Annotated in this window: 16 protein-coding genes; 7 read left to right on the top strand and 9 right to left on the bottom strand. The window is 64.7% G+C overall.

The window, feature by feature from the left end:
- The first annotated feature begins 171 nt into the window (after positions 1 to 171).
- The 3 genes from mgtA to ACODSD_RS08615 all read left to right on the top strand — a co-directional run bounded on the left by mgtA (position 172) and on the right by ACODSD_RS08615 (position 5,212).
- Positions 172 to 2,928 (top strand): magnesium-translocating P-type ATPase, encoded by a 2,757-nt coding sequence (mgtA, locus tag ACODSD_RS08625; protein ID WP_107799184.1) that lies wholly within the window; start codon positions 172 to 174, stop codon positions 2,926 to 2,928.
- A 121-nt stretch (positions 2,929 to 3,049) separates the two neighbouring features.
- Positions 3,050 to 3,574: a DUF2165 family protein gene (locus ACODSD_RS08620; protein WP_227108248.1), complete on the top strand. Its 525-nt coding sequence runs from the start codon at positions 3,050 to 3,052 to the stop codon at positions 3,572 to 3,574.
- Positions 3,575 to 3,607: 33 nt separating this feature from the next.
- The gene (locus ACODSD_RS08615; RefSeq protein WP_227108246.1) at positions 3,608 to 5,212 is read left to right on the top strand and encodes an EAL domain-containing protein; all 1,605 of its coding nucleotides are present in this window, start codon (positions 3,608 to 3,610) and stop codon (positions 5,210 to 5,212) included.
- Positions 5,213 to 5,251: 39 nt separating this feature from the next.
- Here ACODSD_RS08615 and ACODSD_RS08610 read toward each other — a convergent pair whose 3' ends face one another.
- From ACODSD_RS08610 to ACODSD_RS08570, 9 genes are all read right to left on the bottom strand, one after another.
- A complete protein-coding gene (locus tag ACODSD_RS08610; protein WP_488877180.1) occupies positions 5,252 to 5,596 on the bottom strand; it encodes an MliC family protein in 345 nt (114 codons plus the stop codon).
- 136 nt (positions 5,597 to 5,732) lie between these two features.
- Positions 5,733 to 6,821 (bottom strand): 3-phosphoserine/phosphohydroxythreonine transaminase, encoded by a 1,089-nt coding sequence (gene serC / locus ACODSD_RS08605; protein WP_107801767.1) that lies wholly within the window; start codon positions 6,819 to 6,821, stop codon positions 5,733 to 5,735.
- Positions 6,822 to 6,928: 107 nt separating this feature from the next.
- The gene (locus ACODSD_RS08600) at positions 6,929 to 7,357 is read right to left on the bottom strand and encodes a PaaI family thioesterase (protein ID WP_371926199.1); all 429 of its coding nucleotides are present in this window, start codon (positions 7,355 to 7,357) and stop codon (positions 6,929 to 6,931) included.
- A gap of 8 nt (positions 7,358 to 7,365) precedes the next feature.
- The gene (locus ACODSD_RS08595; protein ID WP_107799189.1) at positions 7,366 to 7,833 is read right to left on the bottom strand and encodes a PaaI family thioesterase; all 468 of its coding nucleotides are present in this window, start codon (positions 7,831 to 7,833) and stop codon (positions 7,366 to 7,368) included.
- Positions 7,830 to 10,541, bottom strand: coding sequence for a DNA gyrase subunit A (gene gyrA, locus ACODSD_RS08590; protein ID WP_227108243.1), 2,712 nt, complete (start codon positions 10,539 to 10,541; stop codon positions 7,830 to 7,832). The genes ACODSD_RS08595 and gyrA overlap by 4 nt, the downstream gene beginning before the upstream one ends.
- A 134-nt stretch (positions 10,542 to 10,675) precedes the next feature.
- Positions 10,676 to 12,238 (bottom strand): DNA recombination protein RmuC, encoded by a 1,563-nt coding sequence (locus tag ACODSD_RS08585; protein WP_488877179.1) that lies wholly within the window; start codon positions 12,236 to 12,238, stop codon positions 10,676 to 10,678.
- Positions 12,238 to 12,825, bottom strand: a complete 588-nt coding sequence (locus ACODSD_RS08580) for an AAA family ATPase (protein WP_488877178.1) — start codon at positions 12,823 to 12,825, stop codon at positions 12,238 to 12,240. Before ACODSD_RS08580 ends, ACODSD_RS08585 begins: the two co-directional genes overlap by 1 nt.
- Positions 12,822 to 14,510 (bottom strand): single-stranded-DNA-specific exonuclease RecJ, encoded by a 1,689-nt coding sequence (recJ, locus tag ACODSD_RS08575; protein WP_488877177.1) that lies wholly within the window; start codon positions 14,508 to 14,510, stop codon positions 12,822 to 12,824. Before recJ ends, ACODSD_RS08580 begins: the two co-directional genes overlap by 4 nt.
- 6 nt (positions 14,511 to 14,516) lie before the next feature.
- Entirely contained in the window at positions 14,517 to 15,524 is a 1,008-nt protein-coding gene (locus ACODSD_RS08570; RefSeq protein ID WP_488877176.1) for a hypothetical protein, read from the bottom strand.
- A 240-nt stretch (positions 15,525 to 15,764) separates the two neighbouring features.
- On the opposite strand from ACODSD_RS08570, the gene ACODSD_RS08565 reads away from it, so the two are divergent.
- The 4 genes from ACODSD_RS08565 (at position 15,765) to hemH (ending at position 21,758) form a co-directional block, all read left to right on the top strand.
- A complete protein-coding gene (locus ACODSD_RS08565) occupies positions 15,765 to 17,099 on the top strand; it encodes a M23 family metallopeptidase (RefSeq protein WP_488877175.1) in 1,335 nt (444 codons plus the stop codon).
- Complete coding sequence (locus ACODSD_RS08560; RefSeq protein ID WP_488877174.1) at positions 17,099 to 18,196, top strand: anhydro-N-acetylmuramic acid kinase; 1,098 nt, start codon at positions 17,099 to 17,101, stop codon at positions 18,194 to 18,196. The genes ACODSD_RS08565 and ACODSD_RS08560 overlap by 1 nt, the downstream gene beginning before the upstream one ends.
- 116 nt (positions 18,197 to 18,312) lie before the next feature.
- Positions 18,313 to 20,610 (top strand): DNA translocase FtsK, encoded by a 2,298-nt coding sequence (locus ACODSD_RS08555; protein WP_235088788.1) that lies wholly within the window; start codon positions 18,313 to 18,315, stop codon positions 20,608 to 20,610.
- A gap of 59 nt (positions 20,611 to 20,669) precedes the next feature.
- A complete protein-coding gene (hemH, locus tag ACODSD_RS08550; protein WP_488877173.1) occupies positions 20,670 to 21,758 on the top strand; it encodes a ferrochelatase in 1,089 nt (362 codons plus the stop codon).
- Positions 21,759 to 21,850 lie beyond the last annotated feature (92 nt).

Genomic DNA, 21,850 nt, shown 5'->3' with positions numbered 1-21,850 from the left:
CGACAGTTACCCGCTACCGCCCGCCCTGCACACACCGACAACAACGCAGGCGGGCGCAAAACAACAACCCGGAACATCCGCAACACCCGCCGTGCTGCGTCCGCCAGACACCAGGCCGGCCTGAACAGGCCCGACCGCTCTGCGCGAAACAGGCGCGCAGGAGACGAAACAATGACGAAACACACTAGCAGCCGACACAAGCTGAAAGGCTATGTCGCCACCCCAGGCGCAAAACAGGAAAAACCGGTTATCCGCGCGGTACAGGAAGCCGAAAGCTCCGTGGAAGAAACCTTGCAACGCGTGCGCGGCCACCAGGACGGTCTGACCATGGCGGAGGCGCATCAGCGCTACGCCCAGTTCGGACCCAACGAGGTGGCCCACGACAAGGCTCCGCACCCGCTGATCCAGCTGGCGCAAGCGTTCAAGAACCCCTTTGTCGTGGTGCTGATGGTGCTGGCCGCCATCAGCTATTTCACCGATGTCTATTTCGCCAGCCCCGGCGACGAGGAATGGACCGGCATCATCATTCTGCTGACCATGGTCGGCATCAGCGGCCTGCTACGTTTCTGGCAGGAATTCCGCTCCGCCAAGGCGGCGGAAAAGCTGAAATCGCTGGTGCGCAACACCGCCACCGCGCAGCGGCGCCCGGCCAACGGCAGCAGCCCGATTCGCCAGGAAATCGCGATGAGCGAGCTGGTGGTGGGCGACATCGTCCACCTGCAGGCCGGCGACATGATTCCGGCCGACATCAAGCTGATCGAATCCCGCGATCTGTTCATCAGCCAGGCGGTGTTGACCGGCGAAGCGCTGCCGGTGGAGAAGTACGACACCCTGGGCGCGGTGGCCGAGAAATCCGCCAACGGTCAGGCCAAGGGCGACGCCGATCTGCTGGACCTGCCCAATGTCTGCTTCATGGGCACCAATGTGGTCAGCGGCAAGGCGTCCGCCATCGTGGTGGCCACCGGCACCGACACCTATTTCGGTTCGCTGGCGCGCAGCGTGGTCAGCCACAAGCGCGTGGAGACCAGCTTTGACCGCGGCGTCAACAGCGTATCTTGGCTGCTGATCCGCTTCATGCTGGTGATGGTGCCGGTGGTGTTCATGATCAACGGCCTAACCAAGGGCGACTGGATGTCCGCCCTCACCTTCGCGCTGGCGGTGGCCGTGGGCCTGACCCCGGAAATGCTGCCGATGATCGTGTCCGCCAACCTGGCCAAGGGCGCGGTGGCGATGGCGCGGCGCAAGGTGGTGGTCAAGCGGCTGAACTCGGTGCAGAACTTCGGCGCTATGGACGTGCTGTGCACCGACAAGACCGGCACCCTGACCCAGGACAAGATCATCCTGGAACACCATTACAATATCCATGGGCTCAAAGACGAAGGCGTGCTGCAACTGGCTTGGCTGAACAGCTTCCACCAGAGCGGCATGAAGAACCTGATGGATATTGCCGTGGTGGAGCACGCGGACGAACTGGGCAGCCGGGTCAAGCCGGACGGCTACAACAAGGTGGACGAAATGCCGTTCGATTTCGTGCGCCGCCGCCTGTCCGTGATCGTGGAAAACCAGCGCGGCCGCCAGTTGATGATCTCCAAAGGCGCGGTGGAGGAAATGCTGGCCGTCTCCAGCCATGTTCAGGACGGTTCGCAGATCAAGCCGCTGACCGCCGAGGAGCGCGCCGCCCTGCTCAAGCGCAGCCAGGACTACAACGCCGAAGGCTACCGCGTGCTGCTGGTCGCCACCCGCGACATCCCCGCCGAAGAAGCCAAGCGCAACTACAAGACCAATGACGAGGCCCAGCTGGTGGTGCGCGGCTTCCTGACCTTCCTGGATCCGCCCAAGGACTCCGCGGCGCCGGCCATCCGCGCGCTGAAGGAATACGGCGTGGCGGTCAAGGTGCTGACCGGCGACAATCCCATCATCACCGCCAAAGTGTGCCGCGACGTCGGCCTCAGCCCCGGCGTGCCCTTGATCGGCAAGGACATCGAGGCGATGGACGACGTGGCGCTGTGCAGCGCGGTCAAGCACACCACCATCTTCGCCAAGCTGACTCCGCTGCAGAAGTCCCGCGTGGTCAAGGCCCTGCAGGCCAACGGCCACACCGTGGGCTTCCTGGGCGACGGCATCAACGACGCGCCGGCGCTGCGCGACGCCGACGTCGGCATCTCGGTGGACAGCGGCGCGGACATCGCCAAGGAAACCGCCGACATCATCCTGCTGGAAAAGAGCCTGATGGTGCTGGAAGAAGGCGTGATCAAAGGCCGGGAAACCTTCGGCAACATCCTCAAGTACCTGAACATGACCGCCAGCTCCAATTTCGGCAATGTGTTCTCGGTGCTGGTGGCCTCGGCCTGGCTGCCTTGGGAGCCGATGCTGGCGATGCACCTCTTGATCCAGAACCTGGTCTACGACGTATCGCAGATGGTATTGCCCTGGGACAAGATGGATCCGGAGTTCCTGAAGAAGCCGCGCAAGTGGGAAGCCAACAACATCAAGCGCTTCATGCTGTGGCTGGGCCCCACCTCCTCGGTGTTCGACATCACCACCTATACGCTGATGTGGACGGTGTTCGGCGCCGGCGCGGCCTACTACGCCGGCCTGGCCCACGGCGTCAGCGACGGCGGCGCCAGCATCATGCACTCCGGCTGGTTCATCGAAGGCCTGGTGTCGCAGACCCTGGTGGTGCACATGCTGCGCACGCGCAAGATCCCCTTCCTGCAAAGCACCGCCTCGCTGCCGGTCCTGCTGTCCACCTCGGTGGCCATCGCCATCGGCTGCTACCTGCCGTTCTCGCCGCTGGCGGACAGCATCGGCTTCGTCAAGCTGGACCCCAGCTACTTCTGGTGGTTGCTGGCGACCATGCTGGGCTATATGACGCTGACCCAGATCGTCAAAACCCTTTACATCAAACGCTACGGCCGCTGGTTCTAAGCCAGTGCTCCAAAGCCGTCCCAACCCCGCTTGCGCGGGGTTTTTTTACGCCGGCGCCGGCCATTCCCAGCGTCTTGCCGCGCTGGCACAATCGCCCCATCCCTCACGATAAGGAAATCCCATGCATCTGCCCTCTTTGCGCCGCGCCCAGCAAGGCCTGAAAAGCCTGCTCGCGCTCTCCATCGCCCTGTTCGGCCTGCTGGCGGCCAGCGGCAATATGCTGGACTACGACAGCAATTGGCAGTTCGTCCGCCATGTGCTGGCCATGGACGGCATGGAACCCTGGTTTAGCGGCCACGCGTTGAAAAGCCGGGCCATCACCGATCCCGGCTTGCAGCAGGCCGCCTATCTGGCCATCATCGCCGGCGAGCTGCTGTTCGGCCTGATCTGCGCCTGGGGCGGCGGCGCCATGCTGCGCGGCGCGCTATGCGGACGCGAGGACGCCTATCTGCGCGGCAAGACGCTGTTCACGCTGGGCTGCGTTCCGGCGCTGCTGGTCTGGTACACCGGTTTCGCGGTGATAGGCGGAGAATACTTCGCGATGTGGGCCAGCCAGTGGAACGGCCAGATGAAGGCCTACGCCTTCATCGGCTTCATCCTGCTGAGCCTGGTCTACCTGTCGCAACCGGAAGCGGCGGAGCGCTAGCCGGCCCGGCAACGGCGGCGGCCCTCGTATATCATGAACCATGCCGACTTCCGCATCCGCGCCATGATGTCCCGCCGCCTCACCCTGCCCGCCCGCATCAGCCGCTGGCTGTTGATCGGCGTCGCCGCGCTCCTGCCGCTGGCCGTGATCACCCCCATCGTTTACTGGCAGGAGAGCAACCGGCTGCGGCAGCAGGCCACCCTGCAGACGAGCCAGGCGGAAAACATGCTGGATCTGATGCTGGACTACGCGGAGCAGGCCACCGTCACCGTCGCCCCGCTGACCGGCCAGCCGTGTTCGCGGATTGAACAGGCGCTGCGCAAACAAGTCACCATCGTGCCCTTCATCCGCAGCGTCACCCTGGAACGCGACGGCATTCTCTATTGCTCTTCGCTGTTCGGCGTCTACCACCGGCAGATTTCGCCGCCGGACACGCCGCGGTCGGCCACCGAACTGCGCCTGATGTCCGGCAACGAGCTGACGCCGGACCGGCCCTTGATCATCTACCGCAAGCAAGCGGGTCCGACGGCCATCTACATCGCCATCGACGGCGTGCATCTGCAGTTCAGCCTGGACATGGCCAGCGACTACAGTCCGGTCTATATGCGCGTAGGTCCGCACTGGATAGGGCCGGACCACGCGGTACACCTCAACCCCAGCCCGTCCTTCGATCTGCTCACCATAGAACGCGCCTCCCCCCGCCACCCCTATGCCGTGATCAGCGGCTTCAACCACCGCGACCTGTACCGCCAGATGGCCAACAGCTACGAGCTGGTGTTTCTCAGCATGGCGGCCCTGGGCCTGGTGCTGGCCGCCGCGCTGCGCTGGCAGCTGAACCGGCCGGCCTCGCCCACCGTGGAATTGCAGCGCGCGCTGGACAACGGCGAGTTCGAGCCCTTTTTGCAACCGGTGGTGCGCTCGGACGGGCTGGGCTGGCAAGGCGCGGAGGCGCTGATGCGCTGGCGCCATCCGCGCGACGGCCTGATCCGGCCGGACCTGTTCATTCCGCGCGCCGAAGATTGCGGCATGATCGTGCCGATGACGCGGCAGATGATGCGCCAACTGGCGCGGACCCTGGGACGGAGCCGGCTGCCGCCTCAATTTCACCTGGGCATCAACATCACCGCCGCTCATCTGCGCGACGACGTCTTGCTGGGGGACTGCCGGCAATTTCTCGCCCACTTCCCGCCCGGAGGGCTGAATCTGGTGCTGGAGCTGACGGAAAGAGAGATGGTGGAGCCCACGCCGGAAGCCTGCGCGCGGCTGGCGCGGCTGCGCGAGCTGGGGGTGAAGATCGCGATAGACGATTTCGGCACCGGCCATTCCAGCCTGGTCTATCTGCAACAGCTGCCGCTGGACGGCATCAAGATAGACAAGAGCTTCACCGCCAGCATAGGCGCGGACGCGCCGTCCAGCCACATTGTCGACAGCGTGGCGGAACTGGCGCACAAATTGAAACTGGAAATCGTGGCGGAAGGGGTGGAAACCGAGGCCCAGCGCGCCTACCTGACCCGCCTGGACGTGGGCTGGCTGCAAGGCTATCTGTTTGCGCGGCCGATGCCGCTGCGCGAGTTTCTGCTGCGCCCGGAACTGGACGCCGCGCGGGCGGCGGCGTCCGACGCCGACGCGGCGCCTTAGAACCTGTTTACGATCTGCCGCGCGTCTGAGGCCCGGCTCTTAGCGCCGGCTTTCCTTGCAGTCGTCCAGCAAGGCCTTGTCGGCGATTTCGTCGCGCAGCGAGCCTTCCGGCCCCTTGGTCCACCAGCTGTATTGCTCGGCCGCGTATTTGGCGCCGGAACCGGACAGCACATTGCTCAGCAGCATGGTCTTGCCCTTGATCGGCAATACGGCGAAGCTCTGGCCGTTCTTGACGTTGTAATACCTGACCGTCAGCTTGGCGCCGTCGGCGCAGACGTAGTTGACGATCTGGCGCTGTCCGGCCGGGATCTCCGGCAAGGCCAGCGGTTTGGCCAGCGCGGCCGCGCTGCTCAGGGCCAGTACGGCGAATACGGCGGATTTCATCATTTCACTCCTGTTCTTGGCTGCCGGCCGCCGGCCATTCGGCGGCGACCGGGGATAGACCGCGACGCGGCGGCTTCGTTCGCCTCCGCCATGAAAAAGCCCGCCTGACGGCGGGCTGGAAGGCGTGCGCGACGGCTCAGCCGTGCATGCGGGCGAAGTCCTGCATGAAGTTGGCCAGCGATTTGACGCCCTCGATCGGCATCGCGTTGTAGATGGAGGCGCGGATGCCGCCCACCGCGCGGTGTCCTTTCAGCTGGATCAGGCCGTTCTTGCGCGCTTCCAGCAAAAAGGTCTCCTCCAGCGCTTCTTCCTTCAAGCGGAACACCACGTTCATCCGCGAGCGGAACGGCGCGTCGATGTGAGTGTGGTAGAAGCCGCCGCTGGACTCGATCACATGATTGAGCAAGCCGGCCTTTTCCTCGTTGCGGGTGGCGATGGATTTGACGCCGCCCTGCTCCTTCAGCCATTTGAACACCAGGCCGGAGATGTAAATCGGGAAGGTGGGTGGCGTGTTGTACATGGAATCGGCGTCGGCGTGCACCTGGTAGTTGAGCATGGTGGGCAAATCGGCCCGCGCCTTGCCCAGCAGGTCTTCGCGCACGATCAGCACCACCAGGCCGGACGGGCCGATGTTTTTCTGCGCGCCGGCGTAGATCAGGCCGAACTGGCTGACGTCCACTTCCCGCGACAGGAAGTCCGAGGACATGTCGCAGACCAGCGGCACGTCCGGCAGGCTTTGCGGCACGAAGGGGAATTGCAGGCCGCCTATGGTCTCGTTGGAGGTGTAATGCAGATAGGCCGCCTTGGGATCGCGCTGCCAGCCGGCTTCGTCCGGCACGTAGGCGAAATTGCGGTCTTCGCTGCTGGCCGCCACGTTCACCTTGGCGTAGCGGCGCGTTTCCTTGATCGCCAGCTTGGACCAATGGCCGGTATTGACGATGTCCACGCTGTCGCGCTCGCCCAGCAGGTTCAGCGGCACCTGGGAAAACTGCAGCGAGGCGCCGCCTTGCAGGAACAGCACTTTGTAGTTGGCGGGAATGCCCATCAGCTCGCGCAGATCGTGCTCGGCGTCATGGATGATCTCCATGAACTCCTTGCCGCGATGGCTCATTTCCATCACGCACATGCCGGAGCCGTGCCAGTCCAGCATTTCGCTTTGCGCTTCGGCCAGCACCTGGTGCGGCAGCACGGCGGGGCCGGCGGAGAAGTTGTACACTTTGGCCATGTTCATCCTCTATTTGCGTTGACGGCCCTTGGCGCCCGCACCGGCGAACTTTCGGGCCTTGGTATGCGACAAGGCCCGATCGCTAAGCGCCGGGCCTTTGTTATAGCTTACTGACTGAGCAGGAAGTGGGCTCTCGCCACGGCAACCGGCTTTCGCCGGTCTTCTTGCCAGGCTTCGATCAGCACATTGGCCACCCGCTTGCCCTGCTTGGTGATCTCGCACTTGGCGTACAGGGTTTGCGGCCGGCCCGGACGCAGATAGTCCAGCGAGAAATCGACGATTTTCGGCGTTTCCAGCGATTCGCGGTTCCACATCAGGTGCAGCATCGCCGAGCTTTCCAGAAAGCCGCCGATCAGCCCGCCGTGCAGCGCCGGCAAGGCGGTGTTGCCGACGTTGCGCTCGGAAAAGGGCAGCTGAAACAACAGCTCGCCGGCCTCGTCCTCGCCCAGCTCCACCCCCATCAGCTTGATGTAGGGCAGTTCTTCCACGATGAGCGCATAGGCTTTTTGATCGCGCAGCGCGTTGAAACGTTCCATGAAGCGGCTCATGCGGCGGCCTCCGGCAACATCGGCGTGCGGCTGGATTCGCGCATGAAGGTGGCCACGCCGTGGGCGATCGGATCGCTGGGCGATTCGTGATAGCACACGGCGCGGGTAAAGGCGATCTGGCTGGCCAGGCGATAACATTCCGCCCGGCAGAAGATGGGCTTGCCCGGCGTGGCCGCCTTCAGGTAGTCGATGCGCAAATCCAGCGTGGCGATGGTTTCCATCTCCGGCAGATGCGCCGTCACCGCCACCGCGCTGCAGGTGTCCACCAACGAGGTGATTACCCCGCCGTGCAGGATGCCGGTGACCGGATTGCCGACCAAGTCCTCGCGCCAGTCCACTTTCAGAGTGGGCCGGCGCCCCTCGGTGCCGATGTACTGGAAACCCAGGGCGCGACAGTGCGGAAAGGAGACGAAAAGCTGGCTCATCGCCTCCAGCACTTCGGGATTGGCCGGCGTCGGAATCATGCCTCGCCGCCCTCGTCGGCGGCTTCGACGCCGTCTTCGCCTTCCAGCGCGTCCGCCTCGTCGTCGCTATCGCCCTCGGCCACTTTCTCCAGGCCGATCAGCTGCTCGCCTTCGTCCAGATTGATCAGGCGCACGCCCTGAGCGGAACGGCCGGTTTCGCGCACTTCGGCCACCTTGGTGCGGATCAGCACGCCGCCGGTGGTGATCAGCATCACGTCGTCGGTTTCCTCCACCAGGCTGGCGGCCACCAGCTTGAAGCCGGTCTTGTCGGTCAGGTCCATGGCGATCACGCCCTGGGTGCCGCGGCTGGTCAGGCGGAAGTCGCCGGTGCGGGTGCGTTTGCCGTAGCCGCCGTTGCTGGCGGTCAGCACCATCTGGTCTTCGGAGTTGGTCACCAGCAGGGAGATCAGCTTCTGGCCTTCGCCCAGCTTCATGCCGCGCACGCCTCTGGAAGTGCGTCCCATCGGCCGCACCTGGCTTTCGCTGAAGCGCACCGATTTGCCGGCGTCGGAGAACAGCATCACCTGATCGCCCTCGACCGGCAGGCCGTCCTCGATCAGCTCGCCTTCAACCGCGATGTCTTCTTCTACGATGGCCTCGTCATCCTCGTCGCCCTGGCCGGCCACGCTCTTGCCGCAGGTCAGCGCCACGCCGATCAGATAATTGCCTTCGTCCAGATTGATGGCGATGATGCCGGCCGCGCGCGGCTTGGAGAAGGCGCGCAGCGGCGTCTTCTTCACGGTGCCGTCGGCGGTGGCCATGAACACGTACTGGTCGTCGCGGAATTCCTTGACCGGCAGCAGCGCGTTGATCTTCTCGCCCTCTTCCAGCGGCAGCACGTTGACCATGGGCTTGCCGCGGCTCTGACGACCGCCCTGCGGCAGATCGTAAACCTTGCGCCAGTAGCAACGGCCGCGGCTGGAGAAGCACAGCACGAAGTCGTGGGTATTGGCCACGAACAAGGTGTCGATGAAATCGTCATCCTTGGTGGCCGCCGCCTGCTTGCCGCGGCCGCCGCGCCGTTGGGCGCTGTAGTCGTCGATGGGCTGGGCCTTGATGTAACCGGTATGGGAAATGGTGACCACCATGTCCTGCGGGGTGATCAGGTCCTCGATATTGATGTCGCCGCCGAAAGGCTCGATCTCGGAACGGCGCGCGTCGCCGAACTGGGCGCGGATGGCGGTCAGTTCTTCGCTGATGATCTGGTTGATGCGCTCCGGCTTGGCCAGGATGTCCAGGAGGTCCAGGATCACCGCCATGATGTCGCGGTATTCGGCGACGATCTTGTCCTGCTCCAGACCGGTCAGGCGTTGCAGGCGCATTTCCAGGATGGCCTGGGCCTGGGCGTCGGACAGGCGGTAGCCGCTGGCCTTGAGGCCGAACTCTTCCGCCAGCCCGTCCGGGCGCGCCTTGTCCTGATCCACGCGGGACAGCATTTCCTCCACCAGCGGCGAGCGCCATTCACGCTCCATCAGCGCGATCTTGGCTTGCGGCGGGGTTTCAGACGCCTTGATCAGCGCGATGATTTCGTCGACGTTGGACAGCGCGACGGCCAGGCCTTCCAGGATGTGGCCGCGTTCGCGCGCCTTGCGCAGTTCGAAGATGGTGCGGCGGGTCACCACTTCGCGGCGGTGACGCAGGAACTCCACCAGGATCTGCTTCAGGTTCAGCAAGCGCGGCTGACCGTCCACCAGCGCCACCATATTGATGCCGAAGCTGTCTTGCAGCTGGGTCAGCTTGTACAGGTGGTTGAGCACCACTTCCGGCATTTCGCCGCGCTTGAGCTCGATCACCACGCGCATGCCGGACTTGTCGGATTCGTCGCGCAGGTCGGAAATGCCTTCAATCTGCTTGTCGCGCACCAGCTCGCCGATGCGTTCCAGCAGCCGCGCCTTGTTCACCTGGTACGGGATCTCGTCGACGATGATGGCCTGGCGGTCGCCCTTGCCGATGTCTTCGAAATGAACGCGCGCGCGCATGATCACGCGGCCGCGGCCGGTGCGGTAGCCTTCCTTGACGCCGGCGGTGCCGTAGATGATGCCCGCGGTGGGGAAGTCCGGCGCCGGAATGATGTCGATCAGCTCGTCAATGGTCAGCTCGCTGTTGGCCAGCAAGGCCAGGCAGGCGTCCACCACCTCGTTCAGATTGTGAGGCGGAATATTGGTGGCCATGCCCACGGCGATGCCGGAGGAACCGTTGATCAGCAGATTGGGGATCTTGGCCGGCAGAATCAGCGGCTCGTGCTCGGAACCGTCGTAGTTGGGACCGAAGTCCACGGTTTCCTTCTCGATGTCGGCCAGCAGCTCGTGGGCGATGCGCGCCATGCGGATCTCGGTGTACCGCATCGCGGCGGCGTTGTCGCCGTCCACCGAACCGAAGTTGCCCTGACCATCCACCAAGGGGTAGCGCAGCGAGAAATCCTGCGCCAGACGCACGATGGTGTCGTATACCGCGCTATCGCCGTGCGGGTGGTATTTACCGATCACGTCGCCAACGATACGCGCCGATTTCTTGTACGCGCGGTTCCAGTCGTTGGACAGCTCGTGCATGGCGTACAGCACCCGACGGTGCACCGGCTTCAGGCCATCGCGCACATCAGGCAAGGCGCGGCCCACGATCACGCTCATCGCGTAATCCAGATAAGAGCGGCGCATCTCCTCTTCGAGGCTGATGGGGATGGTTTCCTTGGCGAACTGGTTATCGGTCATAGTTTCTTGATTCGTAAGGATGAACAGGCCGCCCTGCGATTGCGGGTGCATTCACGCGCCCGCCGCAGGGCGGCCAGCATAAGTAATGACAGCCTGTATTCTATCACGAAACGGTCATCTCCAACTGACTTCCGTCAGTCCGGAAGCGGTTCGCCGACCTCGTCTTCGCCCGGTTCTTCCTCGGCGCCCAGTTTAAGATGCTGCTGCAATTGCTTGTTATTGCGCACCCCCAGTTTGCGCAGACGCTCGGCGCTGGCCACCAGGTTGCCGCGGCCGCTGGACAGCTGTTTCATCGCGTCGCCGAAGCTGTCGCGCGCATTGTCCAGCTGCTTGCCCAGTTTCTCCAGATTGCCGGCGAAGCCGACGAATTTGTCGTACAAGGCGCCGCCCTGGCGCGCGATCTCCTGCGCGTTCTGGTTCTGGTATTCATAGCGCCAGATGCTGGCCACGGTGCGCAGCGTCGCCAGCAGGGTGCTGGGACCGACTATCATGATGCGGCGCTCGAAAGCCTCGCTGAACAGGCTCATGTCCTGCTGCACCGCCAGCAGATAGGCCGGCTCCACCGGGATGAACATGAACACGAAATCCAGGGTGTTCAGGCGGTACAGATCCTGATAGCGCTTTTCCGACAAAGTGCGGATATGGGCGCGGATGGCCGCGACATGGGCTTTCATTTCCGCCGCGCGCTCGGCCTCGTCCTCGGCCGCGGTGTAGCGCACATAGGCGTTCAGCGACACCTTGGAATCCACCACCAGCTGCTTGCCTTCCGGCAGATCAATCACCACGTCGGGCTGGTAGCGGCGGACGCCGTCCTCGCCGGCCACCACATCGGACACCTGCACCCGGTACTCGCGGTCCTTGTGCAGACCGGAAGTCTCCAACACCCGCTCCAGCACCATCTCGCCCCAGGTGCCCTGCGCCTTGCTGCTGGCGCCGGTCAAGGCATTGGTCAGCGCCGCAGCGTCGTCGCCCAGCCGGCTATTGAGCTCCTGCAGGCGCTTGAGCTCCGCCTCCAGCGACAAGCGCCCCTGGCTGTCTTTTTCATAGCTGTCCTGCACCAGCTTGCCGAAATCCTGCAAGCGCTGCTGCAAGGGGCTGAGCAGGTGATCCAGATTCTGCTGGTTTTGCTCGGTGAAGCGCTTGGCCTTCTCTTCCAGGATGTCGCCGGCCAGCGCCTTGAACTGCGCCGCCATGCTTTCGCGCGCCTCGCGCAGCAGCTCCAGTTTTTCAGCGTTCTGGCCGCGCTCCTGCTCCAGCAAGGTCGTCAATTCCTGCTCGCGCGCGGTGAGCCGGGTGATTTCCTCGCCCTGCGTCTGCGCCCGCCCTTGCAGCGCGGCCAACATCTTGCCCTGTTCTTCGCTAGCGGCCAGCAGCGCGCCAACACGGCGCAGCTCCGCTTGCAACTGGTCCAACTGCCTATCCCGCTCCTGCGCCTGCCGCTCCAGTTCCGGCACGCGCTGAGCGCGCGCCACATAAGCGCCCAGCTGGGTCTGGATATCGCCCAGCTGCTGCCCTTGTTGCTGCGCTTGAGCCAGCGCGGCCCGTTCCCGCTGCCGGCATTCATCCAATTGCAGGCGCGTCATTTCCTGCTGCGCCTGCAGCTCCGCAGCCTGCCGTGCGAGACGGCCGCGCAGCAAGGCCGCGGCCGCGCCGGCGGCCAGCAGCCCCAGCAACAAGCCGATCACCAACATTTCCATTACATGGCCTCAAATTGGCCGGCCCGCATCCCGCGGTCCGGCAGCGACTGTTCGATGATGAAGCGCAGCCGTTGCTCCAAAGGCGCTGGCGGCACTTCGATGATGTGATAACCCAGACGCCGATAGGTCCGCTCCATCGCGGCGCAAGTACGCTCCGCCTCGGCGAAACTCTGCTTGCGCTCCTGGTCCTGCACGAAAATCTCTCGCCACGGCGGCAGCAAGAACACATGGCGATGATAGGGAAAACGCTCGGCGGCGGCTTGCATATGCGCGGGTATCGGCAAGCCCTGCAAGTCGAGATAGCCCAACACATCGGGCAGACCGCGATCAAAGAACACCGGACCGGGCAAGCCCGCCGCCAGCCGCAGGCTGCGCAGTTCCCAGCCCAGCATCGCCTCGGCAAAGGCACAGGGGTCCACCCAGGGCAGGGCGCGCCCGCCTATCAGCGCCTGATCTTGGATGATGGCGCGGCCAGCCTCGTCCATCACCGAATATCCGGCGGCGCGCAAGGCTTCCAGCAAGGCGCTCTTGCCGGCGCCCGGACCACCGGTCAGCACCAATAAGCGCGAATCTGCCCGCAGGCTCACACCGCCGTCCAATGCTGCAAATACACCTGCAGCTCCTTGCGGCCCTGCCATTCATTGGCGATCAGTTGGTAGACCGCGTCGACATTGTCCGGCAGCCACTCCACCTGGTTGAACAGCATGGCGTCGAACTCCTCGCCGTCACGCGCCAGCCGCAGCTTCAGATGCTTGTCGCCGACCACGCGCTGGCTCATCACCGCGAAGCGGTCGTGGAAATACGGCACCGGGAAGCCCTGGCCCCACACTTCGGCCGCCAATTGCTCGGCGAACGCCAGGTTCAATTCGCGCGGCGCCAGGCTGCCGTCGGTTTCTATGGTGCGGGTCAGGTGACGCTCTTCCAGCAGTTCGCGCGCCACCGCCTCGAAGGCGCGCTGGAATTCATCGAAGCGCGTCTGCGACAAGCTCAGGCCGGCCGCCATCGCGTGGCCGCCGAACTTGAGGATCAGGCCGGGGTGACGCTTGAACACCAGGTCCAGCGCGTCGCGCAGATGGAAGCCGGGAATCGAGCGGCCCGAGCCCTTGATTTCGCCGTTGTCGCCGGGCGCGAACACGATGGCCGGGCGGTGGAAGCGCTCCTTGAGCCGGGAGGCGACGATGCCGACCACGCCCTGGTGCCAATCGTCGCGGAACAGGCTCAGCGTATAGCGGTTGTCGGCGTCGATGCCGGACAGCGCCGCCAGCGCCTCGTCCTGCATGCCGTGCTCTATGCTGCGCCGTTCGCGGTTGAGCTGGTCCAGCTGCTGCGCCAGCCGCATCGCCTGCTCCTCATTGGCGGCCAGCAGGCAGGCGATGCCCAGGCTCATGTCGTCCAGGCGGCCGGCGGCGTTCAGCCGCGGGCCCAGCGTGAAGCCGAGGTCGAAGGCATTCGCCTTGTAATGGGCGCGGCCGGCGACGCGGAACAGCGCGGCGATGCCCGGCGTCATGCGGCCGGCGCGCATGCGCTTGAGGCCGTTCTCCACCAGGGTGCGGTTGTTCTGGTCCAGCCGCACCACGTCGGCCACCGTGCCCAGCGCCACATAGTCCAGCAGCTCGCCCAGATTGGGCTGGCCGCGTTCGTCGAACACGCCGCGTCGGCGCATTTCGGCGCGCAAGGCCAGCAGCACGTAGAACATCACGCCGACGCCGGCCAGATTCTTGGACGGGAACTCGCAGCCGGGCTGATTCGGGTTGACGATCAACGCCTCCGGCAGCACATCGCCGGGCAGGTGGTGATCGGTGACCAGCACCTCGATACCGCGCGCCTTGGCGGCAAGCACGCCGTCGACGCTGGCGATGCCGTTGTCGACGGTGACGATGATGTCCGGGTTCTGACGCGCGGCCAGTTCAACGATTTCCGGGGTCAGGCCATAACCGTATTCAAAGCGATTGGGCACGATGAAATCCACGCGCGCGCCCAGCATGGACAGGCCCTTGACCGCCACCGCGCAGGCGGTGGCGCCGTCGGCGTCGTAGTCGGCCACCACCAGCAGGCGCTGACCGGCGGCGACGGCGTCGGCCAGCCGGCTGGCCATTGGCTGGATATTTTTCAGATCCTGATAGGGCAGCAAGGCCTTGAGGCCGTAATCCAGCTCGGCGCAGTCGCAGATGCCGCGCGCGGCGTACAGCCGCGCCATCAGCGGGCTCAAGCCCTGGCGCAGCAATTGTTCCTGGGTGTCGGCCGGTATGGCGCGGGGGACGATTCGGGACATGTTTTCTCAGTACAAGGCGGACAACGGCAACGGCCGCTTCCAGAATTTCCATAGATCATTGCGGCGGATGCTCAATTCCAGACCCTTGGGGCCGTGCGCGCGCAGCGTCAGGCTGTCGATGCGGCCTTGGCGCAGCGCCTGCAACAGCGGCGCGAACCAGTCGCGCTCCAGCCGCAGCAGCGCGTCGCGCCAGCCCCAGGCGTCGCGGTATTGCGCCGCCGCCTGCAGCGCGTCCAGCAGCAGCAGGCTGTCGCGGCCGCCGGCCTGGTCGATGAAGCCGGCAAAGTCATATGGCGCCGGCAGACAAGACGCGCCGGCCTCGGCGGCGATCAGGCCCAGCCAGTCCTCGTCGGCGAACACCTGCTCGGCCGGCGCGCGCCAGCCCGGCTCGGCCCCGCCGCCCCACAGCCACAGGCTGTTGACGCTGAGCTCGCCGCGCGCCTCGCGCGCGTCGTTCAGCGGATGGGTGTACAGCAGCATCTGCACTTCATTCATCAGCCGGCTCCAATCCAGGCCGCGCTCGCCCTGCGGCAGGTGGGCGTTGACGTCCTCGCCCACCGCGTCCGGCAAGGGCGTGAAGCTGGCGGCCGCGGCGGCCTCCAACTGCAGCAGCCAGCGCCCCGGTTCCAGCGGGTGAATGCGCCAGCCGTCCTCGGCGAAATGCCGGTTCAACCCGGCGGCCAATTCGTCCGCTTCGGTCTGACTCAGGCTCATCACGCCGATATCGGCCAGCAAGGCGCGGTCGCGGTCCACGCGCACATGCACCGGATCGGCCAGCAGCCAGTCCCCCCGCTCCGCCGGCAGGCCGGCGCCGCGCGCCCGCAGCCGCGCCAGACCCGCCGCGGAGCCGCGCCACGGCGCGGTCAACAGTTCGCTCAGCGCCGCCGGCCTGGCGGCGCGTTCGCCCTGGCCCAGCAGACGCTGCAAGGCGGGCAAATCCAGGCCCTTGCACACATCGGCGCCGTCGTGGCCGTCCAGCCAGAGCAGACCGGGCAACAACAATGTCAATTTCATTTATCGCTACACATGGATGACAAGATCGAAGTAATATCAAAGCCTTGCAAAAACGCCCTGGCATGGGCGCCCGGCGAAATCAGGCGGATAGCATCTGGAATCGCGGCTATAATTTACAGTTTGCACAGGAACTTATGCCGCGCAAGCTCCCCAAATGTTGAGACGCGGCCGCAAGGCCTGTGATTGGCAAATACGGAATTTACATAAGGTTGGCTCATGGCCAGCCTTTTATAGTGAACGATGGATTATCGCAAACTGCTACATATCCCGCAAAAATGCTTCCACAAGCTGATGAACCACCATCTGAGCTTGATCGGCGCGGCCGCCTCCCTGCCCTTGTTCGGCATGGCCACCGCTTTCGCCGTGGCTCAGAACGGCGCCCAACCCGCCGCCGCGGACATCCAGCAAAAAGAAGTGACCGAACAACTCAGCCTGCCCGCCTTCAGCTTCAGCGAGAGCGGCACCCGTTATTGGCGGGACGAGGCGATACAGCGAGGCGACACCATCGCCCGCGTGTTGAACCGGCTGGGCATCCGCGACAGCGAAGCCAACCGCTTCCTGCACTCCAGCCCCTTGTCCAAGGACCTGCTCAAGTTGAAGACCGGCGCCACGCTGTCGGTGCAAACCAACGATCTGGGCGAACTCTTCGGCCTGCGCTTCCTCAATGACGACGAGAACGGCGAACAGGTGCTGGTGGCCATCGAAAAGGTCAAAGGCGAATGGCAGGCCAGCGCCGACCCGATCGCCACCGAGGCGGTGCAGACGGTGCGCTCGCTGCTGATCACCCGCTCGGTCGGCGCCGCGCTGGCCAAGGCCCAGGTGCCGCGCGACATCCGCGCCCAGCTGACGGAAATCTTCGCCGATCAGTTCAACATCAATTCCCTGGGCAAGGGCGACCGCATCAATCTGGTGTACGAAACCCTGCTCTACAACGGCGCGCCCATCGCCGCCGGCAACCTGCTGGCAGTGGAAATCCAGCGCTCCGGCAAGCTGCACCAGGCGTTCTACTTCGCCCACGACAGCGAATCCGGCGCCTATTACGACGCGCAAGGCAAGCCGATCAAACAGGGTTTCAGCCACCAGCCGGTGGCCAACGCCCGCATCAGTTCCGGCTTCGGCTTCCGCAAACACCCGATCCTGCGCTCGCTGCGCCTGCATTCCGGCGTGGACTACGCCGCCGTCACCGGCACCCCCATCATCGCCCCGGCAGACGGCACCATGGTCAAGGTGGAGCGTCAAAACGGCTATGGCAATATGGTGGAAATCCGCCACAATCAGAAAATGACCACGCTGTACGCGCACATGAGCCGCTTCGCCCAAGGCGCCCGCTCCGGCAAGAGCGTCAAGGCCGGCGAGGTGATAGGCTATGTCGGCAGCACCGGCCGCTCCACCGGCCCGCATCTGCACTTTGAAGTGCGGATCAACGGCCAGGCGGTGGACCCGGCCACCAACGCGCTGCCGACCCCGGGCCTGAGCGCCACCCAGCTGGCCGAATTCAAATCCGGCAACCAATCGCTGACCGCGCACCTGAAACTGCTGCGCGAACTGCCCACCAATATCGCATTGCTAGGCTGATGAATGAACGCTTGATCGGACTGATGTCCGGCACCAGCCTGGACGGCGTCGACGCCGTGCTGGTGCGCTTCGACGAACAGGGCGCGCCCAGCGTGGAAGCCGACCACTTCGTCGCCTATCCGCCGCGGCTGCGCGAACAGGCGCTGGCGCTGCAGGCGATCGGCGACAACGAACTGGACCGCGCCGCCCGGCTGGCCAATGAACTGGCCGAACTCTACGCTCAGGCCGTCAACGGCCTGCTGGCGGCCGAGGGGCTGAAGCCGGCCGACATCGCCGCCGTCGCCAGCCACGGCCAGACCATACGTCACGCGCCGGACGCCGGCTACACCTGGCAAATCGGCAATATGGCCCGCCTCGCCGAACTGAGCGGCATCGACGTGATCGCCGACTTCCGCAGCCGCGACCTGGCCGCCGGCGGCCAAGGCGCGCCCTTGGTGCCGGCCTTCCACCAGGCGGTGTTCGGCGCGCCGGAACAAAACCGCGTAATCCTGAACATCGGCGGCATCAGCAATCTGACCCGGCTGCATCCGGGCCAGGCGGTGGTCGGCTTCGACTGCGGCCCCGGCAATATGCTGATGGACGCCTGGTGCCTGCGCCACCAGGGCCGGCCTTACGACGCCGACGGCCAGTGGGCGGCCCAGGGCGCGGTGGAGAACTCGCTGCTGCAAGCGCTGCTGGACGAACCCTTCTTCCGTCTGCCGCCGCCCAAGAGCACCGGACGCGATCTGTTCGACCTGCCCTGGCTGGAGCAAAAGCTGCTGGGCCGCCATGTGCCCGCCGCGGACGTGCAAGCCACGCTGCTGGAACTGAGCGCGCGCGGCATCGCTCAGGCCATCGCCCTGCACTGCCCCGGCAATCAGACGGTCTTCGTCTGCGGCGGCGGCGCGCGCAACGGCGCGCTGATGCGCCGGCTGGCCGCGCTGCTGCCGGAGCAAGCCATCGCCGGCACCGCCGCGCTGGGCCTGCCCGAGCACCAAGTGGAGGCCGCCGCCTTCGCCTGGCTGGGCTGGCGCTTCTTGCGCCGCCTGGACGGCAACCTGCCGGAAGTGACCGGCGCCGCCGGCGGACGCGTGCTCGGCGCGCTGTATCCCCGCTAAGCGTTTCAATAGGGAACGCCATCAAGTCTTGTCAGCGGAGCTGAATACATTCCGACACGCTTAAACCGGGCGTGTCAGGCTATAATCAGCGACAGTCATAGCCGAACAAGAGAAAAATGCGACTTTTCAAGCGCAAAGCCGTAGTCAAAAACAGCCAGACGCCGCTGCCGCCGCAGCTGGCCTCGCTGCTGCGCGAGGCGTGGTGGCTGCTGATGGCCGTGCTGGCCGTCTATCTGGTGCTGGTGCTGGCCAGCTACTCCCCGCTCGACCCCTCCTGGTCCCACAGCTCTTCCGACCCCACGGTGCGCAACTACGGCGGCGCTTTCGGCGCCTGGCTGTCCGATATGCTGCTCTATGTGTTCGGCCTGTCCGCCTGGTGGCTGGTGGTGTTCTGCCTGGTGGCCATCGCCTGGGGCTATCAGCGGATGGAAACCCTGGGCTTCAAGCTCAATCCCATCACCGTCGCCGCCATCGGTGGCTTTCTGCTGCTGCTGTTTTCCAGCGCCAGCATTGAAGCCATCATCCTGGCCGAAAAAGCGCTGAATCTGCCGCTGTCCGCCGGCGGCATGCTGGGACATTTCATCGGCCTAGGCATCGCCCACGGCCTGGGCCTGTCCGGCGCCTATCTCTTGCTCAGCGTGCTGGCCGCCATCGGCTTCTCCCTGTTCACCGGCCTGTCCTGGCTGGACATCATGGAACGCCTGGGCGGCGCGCTGGAAGACGGCGCCCTGAAGCTGTGGCACAGCTGGCAGGCGCGCAAGGACAGGGAAATCGGCAAGGAAACCGCGCAGAAGCGCGAAGCCAAGATCACCACCGAGAAAAAGAAGAACGAAGAGAAAATCCCTCTGCGCATCGAACCGCCGGTGCTGGACGTGCCGCTGTCCACCAAGGCGCAAAAGCCGGTGCAGCACTCCTTATTCGCCGATCCCAAGGACGGCGCGCTGCCCGGCCTGACGCTGCTGGAAGCGCCCAAGGAGCAGCAGGAGCCGGTATCGCAGGACACGGTGGAATACACCTCGCGGCTGATCGAACGCAAGCTGGCCGACTTCGGCGTCGACGTCAAAGTGGTGGCCGCCTATCCCGGCCCGGTGATCACCCGCTACGAGGTGGAGCCCGCGGTGGGCGTCAAGGGCGCTCAGGTGGTCAACCTGATGAAGGACCTGGCGCGCGCGCTGTCCCTGGTGTCCATCCGCGTGGTGGAGACCATTCCCGGCAAAACCTATATGGGCCTGGAGCTGCCCAATCCCAAACGCCAGATCGTGCGTCTGTCGGAAATCGTCGGCTCCGACGGCTACCAGAACATGGCCTCCCGGCTGACCATGGCGCTGGGCAAGGACATCGCCGGCCAGCCCGTGTCCGCCGACCTCGCCAAGATGCCGCACGTGCTGGTGGCCGGCACCACCGGCTCCGGCAAGTCCGTGGCCATCAACGCGATGATCTTGTCCCTGCTCTACAAGTCCACGCCCAAGGAAGTGCGGCTGATCATGGTCGACCCCAAGATGCTGGAATTGTCGATCTACGAAGGCATTCCGCATCTGCTGGCCCCGGTGGTCACCGATATGAAACAGGCCGCCAACGCGCTGAACTGGTGCGTGGCGGAGATGGAGCGCCGCTACAAGCTGATGTCCAAGCTGGGCGTGCGCAATCTGGCCGGCTTCAATCAGAAGATCAAGGATGCGGACAAGGCCGGCGAGAAGATCCCCAACCCCTTCAGCCTGTCGCCGGAAACGCCTGAACCGCTGGACACCCTGCCGCTGATCGTGGTGGTGATCGACGAGCTGGCCGACCTGATGATGGTGGCCGGCAAGAAGATCGAGGAATTGATCGCGCGGCTGGCGCAGAAGGCGCGCGCCGCCGGCATCCATCTGATCCTGGCCACCCAGCGGCCGTCGGTGGACGTGATCACCGGCCTGATCAAGGCCAATATCCCGACGCGGATCGCCTTCCAGGTGTCCAGCAAGATTGACAGCCGCACCATTCTGGACCAGATGGGCGCGGAAACCCTGCTGGGCCAGGGCGACATGCTCTATCTGCCGCCGGGCACCGGCTACCCGGTGCGGGTGCACGGCGCCTTCGTCGCCGACGAGGAAGTCCACCATGTGGTGGAGTTCCTGAAAAGCACCGGCGGACCGGACTACGTGGAAGGCATTCTCACCGGCCAAAGCGAGGGCGACGACGGCGCGTCCTCCGGCCTCGACGGCGAATCCGACGGCGAAGCCGACCCGCTTTACGACGAAGCCGTCGCCATCGTGCTCAAGACGCGCAAGGCGTCCATCTCCTCGGTGCAGCGTCATCTGCGCATAGGCTACAACCGCGCCGCGCGGCTGATCGAGCAAATGGAGTCCGCCGGCCTGGTTTCGGCGATGGAAAGCAACGGCAACCGCGCAGTGCTGGCGCCGTCCCGCGAAGACTAAGACAAGCCACCAAACCCGGCCGGGCGCCATGCCGCCCGGCCTCAACCAAGAGGTCCCGCATGGCGAATTTCAAGCCCGAACCCCCGTTTCGTCACGACTACGCGCCCAAGACCGGCGTGCTGCTGATGAATCTGGGCACGCCGCAAGCGCCCACCGCCAAGGCGCTGCGCCCCTACCTGAAAGAATTCCTGTCCGACCGCCGCGTGATCGAAATCCCGCGCGCGCTCTGGTGGCTGATCCTCAACGGCGTGATCCTGAACACCCGCCCGGCCCAATCCGCCAAGAAATACGCGGCGATCTGGGAAAAGGACGGTTCGCCGCTCTACACCCACACCCGCCAACAGGCGGCGCTGATCAAGGGCCAGTTGGGCGAGATGGGCTTGCGCAATCTGGTGGTGGACTTCGCCATGCGCTACGGCGAGCCTTCGGTGGAAAATGTGATCGCCCGCATGCGCGAACAAGGCGTGGAACGGCTGCTGGTGCTGCCCTTGTATCCGCAATACGCGGCCTCCTCCAGCGCCACCGCCTTGGATCAGGTCTTCCGCGCGCTGATGAAGCTGCGCAATATGCCGGAGCTGCGCACCGTTCGCCATTTCCACGACGACCCCGGCTATATCCGCGCGCTGGCGGAACAAGTGCGCGCGCATTGGCGCGAGCACGGCCGCGGCGACAAATTGGTGATGAGCTTCCACGGCGTGCCGCGCTTCACCCGCGACAAGGGCGACCCCTATCACTGCGAATGCCAGAAAACCGGACGCTTATTGGCGGAAGCGCTGGGCTTGACGCAACAGGAGTACCAAGTCTGTTTCCAAAGCCGTTTCGGCCGCGCGGAATGGCTGCAGCCTTATACCAGCGAAGTATTGGCTCAGTTGGGCAAAGACAAGACCGGCAAGCTGGATATTCTCTGTCCCGGCTTTATCGCCGATTGCCTGGAAACGCTGGAAGAAATCGCGATGGAAGGCAAGGAGACCTTTCTCAGCCATGGCGGCGGCGAATATCGATACATTTCGTGTTTGAATGAAAACCCGCAATGGATTCACGCAATCTCGACTATGATCAAACAGAATCTGGCGGGATGGTGCGAGGCCCCGGAGGAAAACGCCCCGCTGCGCCAAGAACGAGCCAAGGCCTTGGGCGCCAAAACCTGAAACCGGACTGCCGGCAAAAATCCGAACAAGTCGTTTAAATTCAAAAACTTGAAAAACAAGAAACGCCACCTGGCAGTTATTCCAGGTGGCGT

The organism is Chromobacterium sp. FG22 (genome assembly GCF_057809415.1).
The sequence above is the reverse complement of the archived record's forward strand: the minus strand, read 5'-3'. Positions and strand labels throughout refer to the sequence as shown.

What these genes read in the sequence shown, in the direction of transcription:
- ACODSD_RS08615 (WP_227108246.1), top strand. Translation starts at nt 3,608, where the DNA reads ATGAACCATGCCGACTTCCGCATCCGCGCCATGATGTCCCGCCGCCTC.
- recJ (WP_488877177.1), bottom strand. Translation starts at nt 14,510, where the DNA reads ATGTCCCGAATCGTCCCCCGCGCCATACCGGCCGACACCCAGGAACAA.
- serC (WP_107801767.1), bottom strand. Translation starts at nt 6,821, where the DNA reads ATGGCCAAAGTGTACAACTTCTCCGCCGGCCCCGCCGTGCTGCCGCAC.
- ACODSD_RS08610 (WP_488877180.1), bottom strand. Translation starts at nt 5,596, where the DNA reads ATGAAATCCGCCGTATTCGCCGTACTGGCCCTGAGCAGCGCGGCCGCG.
- mgtA (WP_107799184.1), top strand. Translation starts at nt 172, where the DNA reads ATGACGAAACACACTAGCAGCCGACACAAGCTGAAAGGCTATGTCGCC.
- ACODSD_RS08600 (WP_371926199.1), bottom strand. Translation starts at nt 7,357, where the DNA reads ATGGAACGTTTCAACGCGCTGCGCGATCAAAAAGCCTATGCGCTCATC.
- gyrA (WP_227108243.1), bottom strand. Translation starts at nt 10,541, where the DNA reads ATGACCGATAACCAGTTCGCCAAGGAAACCATCCCCATCAGCCTCGAA.
- ACODSD_RS08565 (WP_488877175.1), top strand. Translation starts at nt 15,765, where the DNA reads ATGGATTATCGCAAACTGCTACATATCCCGCAAAAATGCTTCCACAAG.
- ACODSD_RS08555 (WP_235088788.1), top strand. Translation starts at nt 18,313, where the DNA reads ATGCGACTTTTCAAGCGCAAAGCCGTAGTCAAAAACAGCCAGACGCCG.
- ACODSD_RS08570 (WP_488877176.1), bottom strand. Translation starts at nt 15,524, where the DNA reads ATGAAATTGACATTGTTGTTGCCCGGTCTGCTCTGGCTGGACGGCCAC.
- hemH (WP_488877173.1), top strand. Translation starts at nt 20,670, where the DNA reads ATGGCGAATTTCAAGCCCGAACCCCCGTTTCGTCACGACTACGCGCCC.
- ACODSD_RS08595 (WP_107799189.1), bottom strand. Translation starts at nt 7,833, where the DNA reads ATGATTCCGACGCCGGCCAATCCCGAAGTGCTGGAGGCGATGAGCCAG.
- ACODSD_RS08620 (WP_227108248.1), top strand. Translation starts at nt 3,050, where the DNA reads ATGCATCTGCCCTCTTTGCGCCGCGCCCAGCAAGGCCTGAAAAGCCTG.
- ACODSD_RS08585 (WP_488877179.1), bottom strand. Translation starts at nt 12,238, where the DNA reads ATGGAAATGTTGGTGATCGGCTTGTTGCTGGGGCTGCTGGCCGCCGGC.
- ACODSD_RS08560 (WP_488877174.1), top strand. Translation starts at nt 17,099, where the DNA reads ATGAATGAACGCTTGATCGGACTGATGTCCGGCACCAGCCTGGACGGC.